The organism is Nocardia sp. NPDC101769 (genome assembly GCF_044766925.1).
Classification (GTDB): Bacteria; Actinomycetota; Actinomycetes; order Mycobacteriales; family Mycobacteriaceae; genus Nocardia.
In genome coordinates this window covers 76,987-91,518 of record NZ_JBIWMX010000026.1, presented here as the reverse complement: position 1 = coordinate 91,518, position 14,532 = coordinate 76,987, and the positions used below count along the sequence as shown (strand labels likewise).

Genomic DNA, 14,532 nt, shown 5'->3' with positions numbered 1-14,532 from the left:
CGGGTCAGCGCGCCAGCTGCACGTGCCGGCGGCCCGCGCCCGGGGAGGCGGACAGCGGTTCGGCGGAGGTGCCGTTGCGAACCGCCAGCAGCTCGGCGGCGATCGATACGGCGGTCTCGGCGGGGGTGCGGGCACCCACGTCGAGACCGGCGGGGGAGTGCAGGCGGGACAGGGTCTCGTCGGTGAAGCCGCCCGCCTGCAGGGCCTCCAGCCGATGTGCGTGCGATGCCGGGGTGCCCAGGGCGGCCAGGTACCCCAGCTCGGGTAGTCGCAAAGCCACGGTGAGCAAAGGGATTTCGAACTTCGGGTCGTGCGAGAGCACCACCATGGCGGTGTCGGCGCCGATCTCACCGGCCGAGGCGAGGGTGTTGAGGTAGCGGTGCGGCCAGTCGACCACCACCTCGCAGCCCGGGTAGGCGGTCGGATTGGCGAAGGTGGCGCGGGCGTCCACGATGGTGATCCGGTAGCCGAGCAGCCGGGCCTGGGTGGCCAGCGCGCTCGCGAAAGCGTTGGCCCCCACCAGGATCAGATGCGGCGGGCGGGCGAACGAGGACACGAAGACATCGGAGTCGGGGAGCGAGACCAGCTCGGTGCCGTGCTTGCGGTCGGTGATGAGGTGCTGGCCGATCACATCCGGGTCCGAATGCCAGACGACGGTGAAGACGGTGACCTGCCGCTGTGCCGCCATATCGGCGGCCACATCCGGGAATTCGGGAAAGTGCCTGCGCGAGAAGGGTTCGGTGAACACGTCCAGGGTGCCGACGCAGTCCATCTGGGCGTCGAGCCCGCTGCCCGGTCCGAATCGCTGCAGTCCGCGCCGTCCGGTGTGCGCCGAGTCGATGGCGGCCTCGTAGGCGGCGGCCTCGGCGCAGCCCGCCGAGATCGATCCGAAGGCCCGCCCGTCGGCGTCCACCACCATGGCCGACCCGATCGGCACGGGTGCAGCGCCTTGTGTCCGAACCAGAGTGGCCAGCCCCCCGGTGCGCCCGCTGTGCCAAATTCGAAGAAGGTCGTCGACGATTTCCCGCATCACATGCTCCCGATCACAGTGCGCTGTCCGCCGGATAATCCCGATCGATCCCCGTTGCGAGGTCATCGCACGTGACGCACACCATATCCGCTCGTTGCCGTAAATAAGTGCCCGCCCCCGAATTTCCCTCCGCGCTCGCGCACACCCCCGCCCAGTGCGCCCGCCCCAGCACCACCGGATGCCCCGGCGTGGTCCCGAAGAACGCCCGCGCCAACCGGCTCTCGCTCGCCCGCGCCGCCGCGATCACCCGTTCGACCACGGCGGGCCCGACGTCCGGCGTATCCACCGGCATGATCGCGACCAATTCCGCGGGCTCTGTGCTGTGATTCGCCGGCGTCGCCGTGGAACTCCCGGTGCCGGAATTCCTCGAATAGGAATTCCGCGCGGCAGCGTTCCCGGTGTCGAAAGTCCGCGCGGCAAGGGTGTTGTCCATGCCTGGACCTGCGGATTCACCAGGGATTCCGGTCTGCTCCGAGATCTCCCGCGTGCTGAGGCCCGGTGCGGCGGCCGCGGCCAGACCCGCCCGCGTGGAGGCGCTCAGGCCGAGGTCCCAGTCCGCCGCCCAGACCGGGTGGACGTCGGCGGGCAGGGCGATGCCCGAGGTTTGCGATACCTGCCACTCGCGGTCCGGCGCGCGGTACGCGGGCCCGGTTGCCCCCAGTACCACGAAGATTCGCGCGCACCCGCCCTCCCGCAGCGCCGCCACCGCCCCGCGCAGCCAGCGACCGTCCTCGGCCAGCACTTTCGGCATGCCATATCGCCGACCGGCACCGGCCGCGAGCAGAATTCCATCGCAGCGTTCGGGACTCACGCGAGCAGGTTAATCCCGCCCGCGCGCCTTCGCTGACCAAGCGACCATCAGGGATTGTCCGACCGGCCGGACGCCGGCAACCGGCAGCGCGCGCCGCCTCAGCTACCGAGGGCGGTGAGGGTCTGCTGGACCTTGAGCAGGCGGGCGGGGTCGATGCCCTCACAGAGGGTGCGGGCCTTCTCGAGGTAGACCAGCGCCAGCGCGGGGTTGTCGGCGCAGCGTTCGAGCTCCCCGAGCGCCCACCAGGCGGCGGCCTCGCCGTCGGCGTCGGAGATGCCCCGGGTCAGGGCGCGGGACTCCTCGTATTTGATCCGGGCGGCGTCGAATTCGCCGCGGTGCCGGTGGATGTGGCCGAAACCGCGCAGGGTGTCGATCTGCAGCAGCGGATCCGGTATCTCCTTGCTGATCCGATACGCCTGCTCGAACAGCGCCCAGGAATCGTCCAGCCGGCCGCGCACCCCGGCGATGCCGCCCAGGCCCCACACCGACCAGCCCTCGCAATAGCGGTCGCCGATCCGCAGGGCGATGGCGTGTGCCTCTCGATAGTTCTCATCGCCGGCCGCGTACTGCTCGGTGAGCCGGTGGAGATGACCGAGTTCGCGCAGGGCATCGCATTCCAGGTGCAGATCGTCGAGCGAGTGCGCGATGCGCAGGACCTGGCGCACCTCGGCGCGCGCCGCGTCGCACCTGTTCTGGTGGCGCAGCGCGGCGGCGTGCCACAGCAGGGTGCGCGCGGTCCGGGCGCTGTCCCCGATATCGGCCGCCAGATTGTGCGCGTACTCGAAACAGGATGCTGCCCTGGCATATTCGCGCATGGTCCGGAGCAGGTGGCCGAGCCCGAAGTGGGCGTCGCATTCGGCGGCGCGATCCCCGATGGCGTGATTGATCCCGCCCGCGAGCTCGAACATGCTGCGGCTCTCGGCGAAGTATCCGAGCGTCGCGAGCTGGCTCGCCAGCAGATCCGCGAATCGTGCTGTGTCCGAGGTGCGTTCGGCGGTGCGGGCGCACGCCAGCATGGTCTCGAGCCGCTCTTCGAACCACAGCCGGGACTGCATGACGGCCATGTTCGGATTGCGCGCGTCCGGACCGGGGTGGTGATGCACGGTGTCGAAGGGACGCGGTTTTCCGATTCCGCTCGCCGTCTCCAGATAGTGCCGCAACAGCCGGCCCAGGGCCGCGCCGCGCTCGCCGGGCCGGCTCTCGGCATCCGCACGGCACCGGGCGTAGAGGTGCAGCAGATTGTGCATTCGATAGCGCTGATGGCCCGGGCGACTGGTGAGCTGATCGATCATGCCGTCCTCGAAGACCCGCTGCAGCAGGCGTTTCGCGGCCGAGTCCTCGGCCTGCGCCATGGCCGCGAAGTCGTCGGCGGACACGGTCGAGCTCGGGAACCAGCCGAGCAGCCGCACCGCGCTCCGCGCTTCCTCGTCACGCAGGTGCGCGTAGGACAGGGCGAAGGCGTCCCGGGTGGATTCGTCCTCGGCGGAGAACTTGTCGAGAATCAGCTCGGCCGGGCAGTGCCCGGCGCGCGGCGCCGTCGTCGGCAGAGTCAGCAGCATGGTGAGCGTGTCGAGTTCGTCGCGGAGATCGTCGAGCAGACCCGGAGTCCGGCTGATCCGCCCCGCCACCAGGCGGATCGGCAGCGGCAGCCCGCCCGCCACCTCCACGATCCGGCGCACCGCCGCCGAATCGTGGCCCGCGCCCAGATTGCCCAGGGTGGCCAGCATTTCCTCGGCCTCGTCGAGCCCCAACGGCGTCAGCTCCAGCTGATTCACGCGCACCATGCCGGTGAGCGGCCGCCGGCTGGTGATCACCACGAAGCAACTCGCCGACTTCGGCAGCAGTGGCCGAATCTGCTTGCTCTCCAGCACATCGTCGAAGACGACGATCAGTCGGCGACCGGTCGTCTCGTGGTGCCACTGCCGCAGCAACGCGCCCTGGTCGGCGTGCAGGCGCGGTCGCGCACCCAGCTGGCTCAGCCCGGCCGCGAGCAGGCGCGCGGTGGTGTTCGATCCCGCGTCGCGGTCATGGCTGCGCATCTCCAGCCACACCATGCCGTCGGGAAAGCGATCGGCGAATCTCGCCACCAGCTGCCGCGCGAAGGCGGTCTTGCCGACCCCGGCGACCCCGGTGATCAGTTGCGCCCGTGTATCACCCAGGAAATGCAGGTCGATGCGGCGGCGCAGCTCCTCCATCGGCCCGCGCCGTCCGATGAAGGTCGAGGCGTCGAAGGACGTCACGTAGGGCTGCCGGGTCCCGGTTCGGTTGCGCCCGAGGCGTTCCCGGAGGGACTGATACGCCGCCCGCTCCTCGTGCGCCAGGTGACCGAGGTCGTCGATATCGATGAGCCGATCCCAGGTCGTGTTGTAGACCAGCGCGAGCAGCTCCAGCGTGTGCAGGGCCGGCGGCCGATAGCCGTTGCCCTCCGCGGTGCGGGCGGGCCACTTCTCGATCTCGCACAGCCGGCTGTTCTTCATCCGCGGTTCCCGGTGACCGTCCGAATCCAGCAGGGGCGCGATCTGATTGAAGCGATCCGCGGCCTGCCGCTGGTTGAGGCCATTGGCCTTGCGCCAGGCGATGCGAGGACGCAGTCCGCGCCGCATGAGCTCGACTGCCAGCGGCTCGATCAGGCAGTGCTCGCTCAGCCCCGTCGCCCGCAGCGACCGGCCGAGCCGGGCGATCTCGGGTGCGGAAATGGCGGCCGGTGTCATCGGAGACCTCCTCGCCCGGCCGGCCGCGCTCGGCAATCGGAGACCGGGCCGTATTCAGTTGGCAGACAGCTGTATTCGCTTCCGACGGTAGCGAAGAAATCGTCCGCCCGCGGGGAAACAAAGGCGGTCTTCCGGCCGTCCGCCGCAGGTCACGGCCGGATCGGGCGGGGAAGAAATCCCGGGCCGATCGGGTAGCGGTCCGGCCGCTCCGGGACGGTCCAATGGAAGTGTCGGGCGGTGCCGGGTCGGGGCGGGGTCCGAATCGAACGGAGGATCGGATCGATGGCAATCACTGAACTCGAATGGCTCATCACCAGCGATGTGGCCCATGAGGTCGCGTTCCGGGTGGACGCGCCCGAGGAGCGCCGAGGGCGGTGGGTGCTGTCGTATCTGCCGACCTGCCGGCGGTTGACGCGGGATCAGGCTCTGGCCGGGCTGGTGCTCGCGGAGATGATCCTCATCGGATTGCTGCGCCCGGACGGTGAATTCGACGGGGAGGTAGCGGCCCTGCACGCCGGCGTGATCGGGCTCACGGTCACCGACGCCATGTGCCTGCTGGCCTTGCGGGACAACGGTTCCGAGCATGCGAGCGACCCGGAGGATGGCGCCGGCAGGAAGGAGCTCCGGCGGCCGATCGAGCGATGCCACATTCCGCCGAGCCGGGCCCGGCGGCCGCTTCCCAGCCGCTGATCCCATCTCGGCGGCGGCGCAACGGGTACCAGGGGCCGATGTGCCGAGGGGTGCGCGTCGGCGCATCGCCCGGCGACTGTCGCCCGGGCAACCACGAGGCCCCGCACCGAGTTCGGTGCGGGGCCTTCGAGTGCGGGTGGATCAGAAGAGGGCCAGCGCGGCGAGCAGGCCGGACAGGGCGATGAACTGCAGGGCCACCCGAAGGTTGATGATGCTGTCCCACTTGTCCTGCAGCGCACGGGCATTCGCGGGGATGACGCCGGACTGGGCGGCGGCCTTCTGCGCGGTGTTCACCGGCTTGGCCACCTTCACGTAGAAGGCCAGCCAGGTGACCAGGGCGACCAGCGCGATGGCGGCGGCGACGGCCGCGCCGGTGTGGCCGGAGACCACGGCGACGATCAGCGTGAGGGCGGCGGTGACGACGCCGCCCGCGCCGAAGATCGGCATGCGCTTGTCGCCGTAGTAGTGGCCCCAGCCGGCGCTGACGGTGACGGTGGCGTCGTCGAGGCGGCGGTAGACGGACCGGGAGATGAGGGCGGCGCACCAGTCGGTGCCGTAGACGACGGCATTGGCCAGGACGGCGAGGGCGGCGAGGAACTGGCCGGTCAGGACGAGCATCGGGGGCCTCTTTCGGCGTGATCTAGCGGTGCTAGGAACTGAAGCAACGATAACAATGCTTAGCTATCTTGTCTAGCGGTGCTAGATGCTGGGATTTTCAGTCGACCGAATGGTCCGAAATGGGCACCCCGGTGGCTCGTCTCACAACCATCGAGATCGCAATGATCTGTGAAGGTGCTCACATCTGGATCACCGGCGGCGCGTCATGCGCCGGTGGCCCCCGTCACGCAAACAGTACGGGCGTTATGCAAAACCGCACGTCAGCGCTACTGGTAAGTAGATTTCACCGCTGCTATTCGCAAGCAAATTTTGCAGGGTTAACAAAATGCTGGTGAAAGCTAGCGCGGATTCACACTTGCAACAGGTAGACGCATATTTTTTCCTGTGCCATCGTGTGGAAGTACACCTCGCGGGCCTAGCAAGTCTGCAAATTGCCGCTCCAGCAGTGGTCGAACATCCTCGCTCCCTGATCCGGCGCTTGGTTCGATCCGCGGGGCTACCGAGACCGAACGAAGAAGTGGAGTCAGAGATGTCGAAGGTCGGCACCCCGAAGACCGCTGCGGAAATCCAGCACGATTGGGACACCAACCCCCGCTGGAAGGGCGTCACCCGCAACTACACCGCCGAGCAGGTCGTGAAGCTGCAGGGCACTGTCGTCGAGGAGCACACCCTCGCCCGCCGCGGTGCCGAGATCCTCTGGGATCTCGTCAACAACGAGGACTACATCAACTCCCTGGGCGCCCTGACCGGTAACCAGGCCGTGCAGCAGGTCCGCGCCGGCCTGAAGGCCATCTACCTGTCGGGTTGGCAGGTCGCCGGTGACGCGAACCTGTCCGGCCACACCTACCCGGACCAGTCGCTGTACCCGGCCAACTCGGTTCCGGCCGTGGTCCGCCGCATCAACAACGCGCTGCTGCGCGCCGACGAGATCGCCAAGGTCGAGGGTGACACCTCGGTCGCCAACTGGCTGGCCCCGATCGTCGCCGACGCCGAGGCCGGCTTCGGTGGCGCGCTGAACGCCTACGAGCTGCAGAAGGCCATGATCGCCTCCGGCGCGGCCGGCGTGCACTGGGAGGACCAGCTGGCCTCCGAGAAGAAGTGTGGCCACCTGGGCGGCAAGGTGCTGATCCCCACCCAGCAGCACATCCGCACCCTGACCTCCGCGCGTCTGGCCGCCGACGTCGCCGACGTGCCGTCGGTGATCATCGCCCGTACCGACGCCGAGGCCGCCACCCTCATCACCTCCGATGTGGACGAGCGCGACCGTGAGTTCCTGGACGGCACCCGTACCGCCGAGGGCTTCTTCGGTACCAAGAACGGCATCGAGCCCTGCATCGCGCGTGCCAAGGCCTACGCCCCCTACGCCGACCTCATCTGGATGGAGACCGGCGTGCCGGACCTCGAGGTCGCGCGCAAGTTCGCCGAGGCCGTCCGCGGCGACTTCCCGGACCAGCTGCTGGCCTACAACTGCTCGCCGTCCTTCAACTGGAAGGCGCACCTGGACGACGCGACCATCGCGAAGTTCCAGCGTGAGCTCGGCGCCATGGGCTTCAAGTTCCAGTTCATCACCCTGGCCGGCTTCCACTCGCTGAACTACGGCATGTTCGACCTGGCCTACGGCTACGCCCGCGAGGGCATGACCGCCTTCGTCGACCTGCAGGAGCGCGAGTTCAAGGCCGCCGCCGAGCGTGGCTTCACCGCCGTCAAGCACCAGCGTGAGGTCGGCGCCGGCTACTTCGACACCATCGCCACCACGGTCGACCCCAACACCTCGACCGCGGCGCTGAAGGGCTCCACCGAAGAGGGCCAGTTCCACTGAGCCAGCCCGCCTCTCCGCGCCTTCAGCGGGCGGCGGAGAGCCGTCGACCGGGGCAACCCGTGCCGGCGGTTGGGTACCGATCCGATTCAGGGCGTACCCGGTGAGTTACCCGGACCTCACGAAATCAGTTGTCGCCTTTGGCAACTGATCGAGGACTACCCTCGGGCGGCAGTCGCATCACAACCTCGGCCGCTTCGAGGATCTGGGAACCCGCTGGGAGGGGATGGCAAGCCCCCTCCCAGCGGTGTTCTCCCGCCCTTCCCGTCGACAGCCCCGGCGGGGAGGGCATTTTCCTATAGTTCGATATCGAAGACCTTAAGAAGGCGCAGGGTCATGATCAGTCCGACGCCTTCACCCAGCTTGACTTCAGAGACCTCGACAGCGTTCGGCAGGCGACAACTGATTTCGTGGCGGTCGGGGTAACTCCCCGGGGACGACCAAAATTGGTTTGGAACCTGACGTGGGCACGGGTGTCTGACTGGCAACGGCACTTAGCCGCCCGCAAAAAGTTGCGGGGAGGCGGAACGGAGCGGGACGTGAGCAGCGAAAAGATTCAGCGCGTCGGCATCATCGGCGCCGGACAGATGGGCGCGGGCATCGCCGAGGTCTGCGCGCGGGCGCATGTCGACGTGCTCGTGTTCGAGCAGACCCGGGAACTCGCCGCCGCCGGCCGGGCCCGCATTCTGCGGTCGCTGGACCGCGGGGTGTCCAGCGGCAAGATCACCGAGCGCGAGCGGGAGCAGGCCGCCTGGCGGCTGCGCTTCACCTCCGACCTCGGCGACTTCGCCGATCGTCAGCTGGTCGTCGAGGCCGTTGTGGAGAACGAGGACGTGAAGACCGCCATCTTCGCCGAACTCGACAAGGTTGTCACCGATCCGAACGCGGTGCTGGCCTCCAACACCTCCTCCATTCCGATCATGAAGATCGCCGTGGCGACCAACAACCCGGAGCGGGTGGTCGGCATGCACTTCTTCAATCCGGTGCCGGTGCTGCCGCTCGTCGAGCTGGTCACCACTCTCAAGACCACCGAGACCGTTACCAAGCGCGCCGAGCAGTTCGCCGCCGACATCCTGGGCAAGCAGGTCGTGCGCTCCGCCGACCGCTCCGGCTTCGTGGTGAACGCGCTGCTGGTGCCCTACCTGCTTTCCGCCATCCGCATGGTCGAATCCGGTTTCGCCACCAAGGAAGATGTGGACAAGGCCATGGTGCTGGGCTGTGCCCACCCGATGGGCCCGCTGGCGCTCACCGACCTGGTCGGCCTCGACACCGTGAAGTCCATCGCGGACTCCATGTACGCGGAGTTCAAGGAGCCGTTGTACTCGGCGCCGCCGCTGCTCATGCGCATGGTCGAGGCGGGCCTGCTGGGCAAGAAGGCCGGTGCGGGCTTCTACCAGTACAACCGCGCGTGATCTGAGCCTTTCCATGGCGTTTCGATGCGCTCACGCGGGTGGTCGCGTGAGCGCATCGTGTTTTTTCACCCAAGGTGCGCGCCGCCGGGCATGTGGCGGCGTCCACCGTAACCGGGCATAAGCTGCAACCAGGTCGTTCGGGACCGGCAGCTCGGAAGGAGTGTCCGTTCAGATGGTCAACGTCACCGACGGGTTCGGATCCAGCATCCTGGGATACCCGCGGATCGGTCCGCATCGGGAACTCAAGCGTGCGCTCGAGGCCTATTGGCACGGCACGCTGTCGCGCGACGAGCTCCTCGCCGTCGGACGCGAGATTCAAGAAAGCCAGTATCTGGAGCTGGCCGCGACCGGGCTCACGCAGGTCCCGGGCAACACCTTCTCCTTCTACGACCACATCCTCGACAACGCGCTGTTGTTCGGCGCGGTCCCCAAGCGGTTCGAGCCCTTCCGAGAAGGCTTGGACCCGTTGGACTTCTACTTCCTGATGGCTCGTGGCCGGCCGGATCTGCCGCCGCTGGAGCTGGTGAAGCTGCTGAACACGCCCTACCACTACCGGCAGCCGGAACTCGAGCCCGACACCGAATTCTCGCTGCACCCCGAGGCACTGCTGGACGAGTTCGATCGCGCCAAGGCGGCCGGCATCGAGCTGCGGCCGGTGATCCTCGGACCCCTGTCGCTGCTGCTGCTGTCCAAGACCGGCCACGTCCCCGGCGAGACCGAATTCGACAAGCTGGTGCTGCTGGACAAGCTGCTACCGGTGTACGAGGAATTGTTCGAGATCCTCGCCAAGCGTGGCGCCACCTGCGTGCAGCTGGACGAGCCCTGCTTCACCAGCGACCGCTCGCCGTCCACGATGGAGCTGTTCGAGAAGACCTACCAGCAGCTGTCCAAGGCCCCGCTGCGCCCGCGCATGCTGGTCACCGGACAGTACGGCGATTTCGGTGAGGCCATCGAAATCCTGTGCCGCACTTCGGTGGAGGCCATCGGTCTCGACCTGGCCAGCTACCGGGTCGTGCCCGAGGAACTGGCCAAGATCCCCGGCATCAGGCGCAAGCGGCTCTACGCCGGTGTCATCAGCGGCACCAATGTGTGGCGTGCCGACCGGTTCGTGACGCTGGAATACCTCAACGCGCTCGCCAAGGTCTGCCCCGACATGGTGGTCTCCACCGGCGCCACGCTGCTGCACGTGCCCTACGACGTGCTCGTCGAATACGAGCTCGAGGGTCCCGTCGCCGACCGCCTCGCCTTCGCCAAACAGAAGGTGCTGGAAGTGGTCTCGCTGGCCAAGGCGCTCACCGAGGGCCCCTCGGAGAAGTGGCGCAGGAAGCCGACCTCGGTGCATTTCAAGCAGAAGCACGCGGTGCGCCAGCGGGTCTACGCCATCACCCCGCAGATGCGGGTGCGCGAGCCCTACGAGACGCGAAAGGTCGCGCAGCAGGCCAGGCTTCGGCTGCCGGTGGTGCCCGCCACCACGCTGGGCTCGTTCCCGCAGACCGAGACGGCCCGGCAGGCGCGCCACGACCTCGGTCAGGGCCGGCTGTCCTACGAGGAGTACCGCAAGCGCATCGAAGCCGAGATCGAGTCCACCATCCGGCTGCAGGAGGACATCGGCCTCGACGTGCTGGTGCACGGCGAGCACGAGCGCAACGACATGATCCAGTACTTCGCGGAGTTGCTGGACGGCTTCGCCACCACCCACTTCGGCTGGGTGCAGGTGTACGGATCCCGTTGTGTGCGACCGCCGATCGTGTACGGCGACGTGTCGCGCCCCGAGGCCATGTCGGTGTCGTGGACCGCGTACGCCCAGTCCCTCACCGACAAGCCGGTCAAGGGCATGGTCACCGGCCCGGTCACCATGCTGGCCCGCTCCTTCGTGCGCCAGGACCAGCCGCTCTACGAAACCGCCGACCAGGTGGCGCTGGCCATCCGCGACGAGGTGGCGGATCTGGAGAAGGCGGGCATCGCCATCATCCAGGTGGACGAGCCGTCCATCCGCGAGCTGCTGCCGCTGCGGAAGAAGGGCCGGGCCGAATACCTGCGCTGGGCCGTCGGCGCGTTCAAGCTGGCCACCTCCGGTGTCGGCCCGGAAACCCAGATCCACACGCACATCGGCTATTCCAGCCGCGGTGACGTGGTGGCGGCCATCGAGGAACTCGACGCGGACGTCACCGCCATCGTCGCCACCCGCTCCATCGAGTGGGTGCTGGAGGCGCTGAAAGAGGACTGCTCCGAAGGCCGCGGCCTCACCCACGGTGTCGGCCCGGGCGTGTACGAGTCCCGGTCCGCCCGGATCCCGGACATCGACGAACTGGACGAACTGCTCACCGCCGCAGCGGAAGCCGTCACCCCGGAACGCCTGTGGGCCAACCCGGACGGCGGCCTGAAGACCCGCCACCACTGGCAGCTCGACCCGTCGCTGCGCAATATGGTCGCCGCGGCCCGCCGCGTCCGCCGTCGCGCGGAGGCCGCCGCGGGCGAAACCGCCTGAGGCGGTAACGCTTACCTCGCCACCCGGTTCGCGCTCACCCCGGAACCCCGGTTCGATCCTCCGATCGGACCGGGGTTTCGTGCGTCCGGCGTCACGAATCGGTCATGAAGCGGCGATTAGCGTGCGAGACACAGGTTTTCGAGAAAGGCAATGAGCATGGATCCGACGGGTAAGAGTGATCAGCCGGTGGACGATCCCGAAACCGAGAAGCAGTACAACGACACCTACGACCAGAAGGCGGATCAGGTGCCGCCGGATCCGCCCTGGAAGTCGGGGCGCTGAGCGCCGACCCGGGATTGTCGGTGGGTGCCGCTACGGTGTGGGCGTGAACCGCACGGATCGGCTCTACGCGATTGTCGAGGAGTTGCGGGCGGTGTCCCCGCGTCTGCGGACCGCACGGGAATTGGCCGCGCGGCACGGGGTGAGCGTGCGCACCGTCGAGCGGGACATCAGCGCGCTGCAGCAGTCGGGGGTGCCCATCTACGCCGATGTCGGCCGGCGGGGTGGCTACGCGCTGGAGAAGAGCATGTCGCTGCCGCCGTTGAACTTCACCGCGGCCGAGGCGGTGGCGCTGGCGGTCGCCGTGGCCCGCGCTGACGATGGGCCCTTCGCGGCGGCCGGGCGCAGTGCCCTGCGCAAGATCCTGGCCGCCATGTCCCAGCAGAATGCCGACGCGGCACGGCAATTGGCGTTGCGGGTGCGGCTGCTGGAGTCGCCGGAGGCCGTCGCGCCGATGCCGATCCCGGCGGAGGTGGAGCACGCGGTGGTGGCGCGGCGCGGGCTGCGCATCGAATATCTGGATCGCTCGGGGGTGCTCAGCGAGCGCGAGGTGGAGCCGGTGGCGCTGCTGCACGGGACCAATGGCTGGTATCTGCTGGCCTGGTGCCGGCTGCGCGACGAGCCGCGCAACTTCCGGCTCGACCGGATGAAGGGCATCGAGCTGACGGAGTGGATCGGGCCGGAGCGGACCATCGACATGTGCCGCCCGGACGAGCCGGTGCACGAGGTGCGGATGATCTCGCTCGGCTAGGTCGGCGAACACCGGCAAATAATCGCGAAACACCGACAGGGGGTTGTCGCCGGGCCCGGAGATCGTGGTGGGGCAAGGAAATCCACCATGACTCTTCGGGAGACAGAGATGACCACTCCGCCCTTCAACACCGTCGCCTGGTTCCAGGTCGGCAGCAATGAGCCCGAACAGGTGAAGGCCTTCTACCGGGAACTGTTCGGCTGGAACTTCGCTCCGGACCCGGACGAGGACGGCAAATACGACATCGTCACCTATCCGGGTAAGGAGATGCCCGCGGGTGGCATCGCGCATCAGGACGACGCCTCCGGCAACCACGCCATCTTCTACGTGCTGGTCCGGGACGTGCCCGCGGTACTGGCCGCGGCCGAGAAGGAAGGCGGCAAGGTCTTCCTGCAGCCCGTCACCGCCAAGAACGGCCTGGTCTTCGCCGAGCTGCTCGACACCTCGGGCAACCGCTTCGGCGTCTTCAGCCCGTCGCCCGCGAACTGAGCTCCGCCGCTCCCGCCGCGACGCGGAGATAGCCTGTCACGGACGTTGATTCGAGACAGGAGTGTGGATCGTGGGCTTGTTCGACCAGTTGAAGGATGCGGCGGGTAAGGCGGCGGAGCTGGCGGGCCAGCACGCCGACAAGCTGGAGCCGCTGATCGACAAGGCCGGCGATCTGGTGGACCAGCAGACCGACGGCAAGTTCGCCGATGCGGTGGACAAAGTGCAGGACGCCGCCAAGCAGGCTCTGCGCGAGCAGTCGGGACACTAAGCGGCACAGGGTGTTTCGTGCCGGCCGGGCCGCCGGCGCGAAACACGCCCGCAGCCTCACATGGTGGCGGCGTCGATGACGAAGCGGTAGCGCACGTCGGAGGCGACCACCCGCTCGTAGGCCTCGTCGATGCGGTCTGCGGAGATCACCTCGATCTCCGCGCCGATGCCGTGCTCGGCACAGAAGTCCAGCATCTCCTGGGTCTGCGGAATGCCGCCGATCATCGAGCCGGACAGCGAACGGCGGACGCCCGCCAGCGCGGAAGCCCGGACGCTGTAGGGCTGCTCGGGCAGGCCGAGCGCCACCAGGCTGCCGTCCAGCCGCAGCAGTCTGAGGTAGTCCTCGATCGGCAGGTCGGCGGAGACGGTATTGATGATGAGGTCGAAGGATCCGCGCAGCTTCTTGAAGGTGTCGCGGTCACCGGTGGCGTAGTAGTGGTGCGCCCCGAACCGCAGGCCGTCCTCCTGCTTGGACAGTGAGTGGCTGAGCACGGTGACCTCCGCGCCCATGGCCGCGGCGATCTTCACGCCGATGTGCCCGAGCCCGCCCATACCGATGATGGCGACCCGCTTGCCCGGCCCGGCGTGCCAGTGCCGCAGCGGCGAGAACAGGGTGATGCCCGCGCACAGCAGCGGCGCGGCCACATCCAGCCCGATACCCTCCGGAATGGCCAGCACGAAGCCCTCGGTCACCACGATCTGCGTGGCGTAGCCGCCGAGGGTGTGCCCGCCCGCCTGCAGTTCGTCGGGCACGGGGCTGTTGTAGGTCCAGACTGCCTCGTTCTCGCAGTACTGCTGTTCCCCCGCCAGACAGGGATCGCAGTGTCCACAGGAGCCGACCAGACAGCCCACCCCGACCCGATCGCCGACCCGGTGCCGGGTCACCTCGGAGCCGACCGAGGCCACGATGCCGGCGATCTCGTGCCCGGGCACGCACGGGTAGGCGGTCCCTCGCCACTCGTTGCGGGCGGTGTGGATGTCGGAATGGCAGATGCCCACGTACTTGACGTCGATCAGCACGTCGTACGGGCCCAGTTCGCGGCGCTCGATGGCGATCTTCTCGAAGGCCTCGTCCGGGGTGGAGACCGCGTAGGCGGTAGCAGTGCTCATGAAGTAATGCCTACTCCCGCATGCCCGAAATGACCAACCAACCGTTCGATTCTCACACGC

The 14,532-nt window shown here is 68.1% G+C and carries 12 protein-coding genes and 2 pseudogenes; 8 read left to right on the top strand and 6 right to left on the bottom strand.

Features of this window, described 5'->3' with window-relative positions; genetic code table 11:
• Positions 1-4: 4 nt before the first annotated feature.
• The 4 genes and pseudogenes from ACIRRA_RS32575 to ACIRRA_RS32560 all read right to left on the bottom strand — a co-directional run bounded on the left by ACIRRA_RS32575 (position 5) and on the right by ACIRRA_RS32560 (position 4,552).
• Positions 5-937, bottom strand: a complete 933-nt coding sequence (locus tag ACIRRA_RS32575; RefSeq protein WP_402776201.1) for an XdhC family protein — start codon at positions 935-937, stop codon at positions 5-7.
• 106 nt (positions 938-1,043) lie between these two features.
• Positions 1,044-1,394: pseudogene (locus ACIRRA_RS32570) on the bottom strand (NTP transferase domain-containing protein); the annotation flags it as partial.
• Between the two features lie 138 nt (positions 1,395-1,532).
• Positions 1,533-1,781, bottom strand: a pseudogene (locus ACIRRA_RS32565) (nucleotidyltransferase family protein); the annotation flags it as partial.
• Between the two features lie 158 nt (positions 1,782-1,939).
• Positions 1,940-4,552 carry a tetratricopeptide repeat protein gene (locus ACIRRA_RS32560; RefSeq protein WP_402776198.1) on the bottom strand — a complete coding sequence of 871 codons (2,613 nt, stop codon included), beginning with the start codon at positions 4,550-4,552 and terminating at the stop codon, positions 1,940-1,942.
• A gap of 282 nt (positions 4,553-4,834) precedes the next feature.
• On the opposite strand from ACIRRA_RS32560, the gene ACIRRA_RS32555 reads away from it, so the two are divergent.
• The gene (locus ACIRRA_RS32555) at positions 4,835-5,242 is read left to right on the top strand and encodes a hypothetical protein (RefSeq protein WP_402776196.1); all 408 of its coding nucleotides are present in this window, start codon (positions 4,835-4,837) and stop codon (positions 5,240-5,242) included.
• Positions 5,243-5,383: 141 nt separating this feature from the next.
• On the opposite strand, the gene ACIRRA_RS32550 is transcribed toward ACIRRA_RS32555, so the two are convergent.
• A complete protein-coding gene (locus tag ACIRRA_RS32550) occupies positions 5,384-5,860 on the bottom strand; it encodes a DUF1772 domain-containing protein (RefSeq protein ID WP_402776193.1) in 477 nt (158 codons plus the stop codon).
• 529 nt (positions 5,861-6,389) lie between these two features.
• Between ACIRRA_RS32550 and aceA the strand changes: the two genes are divergently transcribed.
• The 7 genes from aceA (at position 6,390) to ACIRRA_RS32515 (ending at position 13,363) form a co-directional block, all read left to right on the top strand.
• On the top strand, positions 6,390-7,679 hold the full coding sequence (gene aceA, locus ACIRRA_RS32545) for an isocitrate lyase (protein WP_402776190.1): 1,290 nt from the start codon (positions 6,390-6,392) through the stop codon (positions 7,677-7,679).
• Positions 7,680-8,215: 536 nt separating this feature from the next.
• Positions 8,216-9,088 carry a 3-hydroxybutyryl-CoA dehydrogenase gene (locus ACIRRA_RS32540; RefSeq protein ID WP_354847064.1) on the top strand — a complete coding sequence of 291 codons (873 nt, stop codon included), beginning with the start codon at positions 8,216-8,218 and terminating at the stop codon, positions 9,086-9,088.
• Positions 9,089-9,260: 172 nt separating this feature from the next.
• Positions 9,261-11,576 (top strand): 5-methyltetrahydropteroyltriglutamate--homocysteine S-methyltransferase, encoded by a 2,316-nt coding sequence (gene metE, locus ACIRRA_RS32535; RefSeq protein ID WP_402776186.1) that lies wholly within the window; start codon positions 9,261-9,263, stop codon positions 11,574-11,576.
• Positions 11,577-11,732: 156 nt separating this feature from the next.
• The gene (locus tag ACIRRA_RS32530) at positions 11,733-11,858 is read left to right on the top strand and encodes a hypothetical protein (RefSeq protein WP_402776183.1); all 126 of its coding nucleotides are present in this window, start codon (positions 11,733-11,735) and stop codon (positions 11,856-11,858) included.
• Positions 11,859-11,901: 43 nt separating this feature from the next.
• On the top strand, positions 11,902-12,606 hold the full coding sequence (locus ACIRRA_RS32525; RefSeq protein ID WP_402776180.1) for a helix-turn-helix transcriptional regulator: 705 nt from the start codon (positions 11,902-11,904) through the stop codon (positions 12,604-12,606).
• 87 nt (positions 12,607-12,693) lie between these two features.
• Positions 12,694-13,095: a VOC family protein gene (locus tag ACIRRA_RS32520; protein ID WP_402776177.1), complete on the top strand. Its 402-nt coding sequence runs from the start codon at positions 12,694-12,696 to the stop codon at positions 13,093-13,095.
• Positions 13,096-13,165: 70 nt separating this feature from the next.
• Positions 13,166-13,363 (top strand): antitoxin, encoded by a 198-nt coding sequence (locus ACIRRA_RS32515; RefSeq protein ID WP_357006502.1) that lies wholly within the window; start codon positions 13,166-13,168, stop codon positions 13,361-13,363.
• A 56-nt stretch (positions 13,364-13,419) separates the two neighbouring features.
• Here ACIRRA_RS32515 and ACIRRA_RS32510 read toward each other — a convergent pair whose 3' ends face one another.
• Positions 13,420-14,472 carry an NAD(P)-dependent alcohol dehydrogenase gene (locus tag ACIRRA_RS32510; RefSeq protein ID WP_402776175.1) on the bottom strand — a complete coding sequence of 351 codons (1,053 nt, stop codon included), beginning with the start codon at positions 14,470-14,472 and terminating at the stop codon, positions 13,420-13,422.
• Positions 14,473-14,532: the final 60 nt, after the last annotated feature.

Bases quoted from the DNA above. Each gene is read 5' to 3' on its own strand.
- ACIRRA_RS32550 (WP_402776193.1), bottom strand. From the start codon at position 5,860: ATGCTCGTCCTGACCGGCCAGTTCCTCGCCGCCCTCGCCGTCCTGGCC.
- ACIRRA_RS32555 (WP_402776196.1), top strand. From the start codon at position 4,835: ATGGCAATCACTGAACTCGAATGGCTCATCACCAGCGATGTGGCCCAT.
- ACIRRA_RS32560 (WP_402776198.1), bottom strand. From the start codon at position 4,552: ATGACACCGGCCGCCATTTCCGCACCCGAGATCGCCCGGCTCGGCCGG.
- aceA (WP_402776190.1), top strand. From the start codon at position 6,390: ATGTCGAAGGTCGGCACCCCGAAGACCGCTGCGGAAATCCAGCACGAT.
- ACIRRA_RS32530 (WP_402776183.1), top strand. From the start codon at position 11,733: ATGGATCCGACGGGTAAGAGTGATCAGCCGGTGGACGATCCCGAAACC.
- ACIRRA_RS32520 (WP_402776177.1), top strand. From the start codon at position 12,694: ATGACTCTTCGGGAGACAGAGATGACCACTCCGCCCTTCAACACCGTC.
- metE (WP_402776186.1), top strand. From the start codon at position 9,261: ATGGTCAACGTCACCGACGGGTTCGGATCCAGCATCCTGGGATACCCG.
- ACIRRA_RS32510 (WP_402776175.1), bottom strand. From the start codon at position 14,472: ATGAGCACTGCTACCGCCTACGCGGTCTCCACCCCGGACGAGGCCTTC.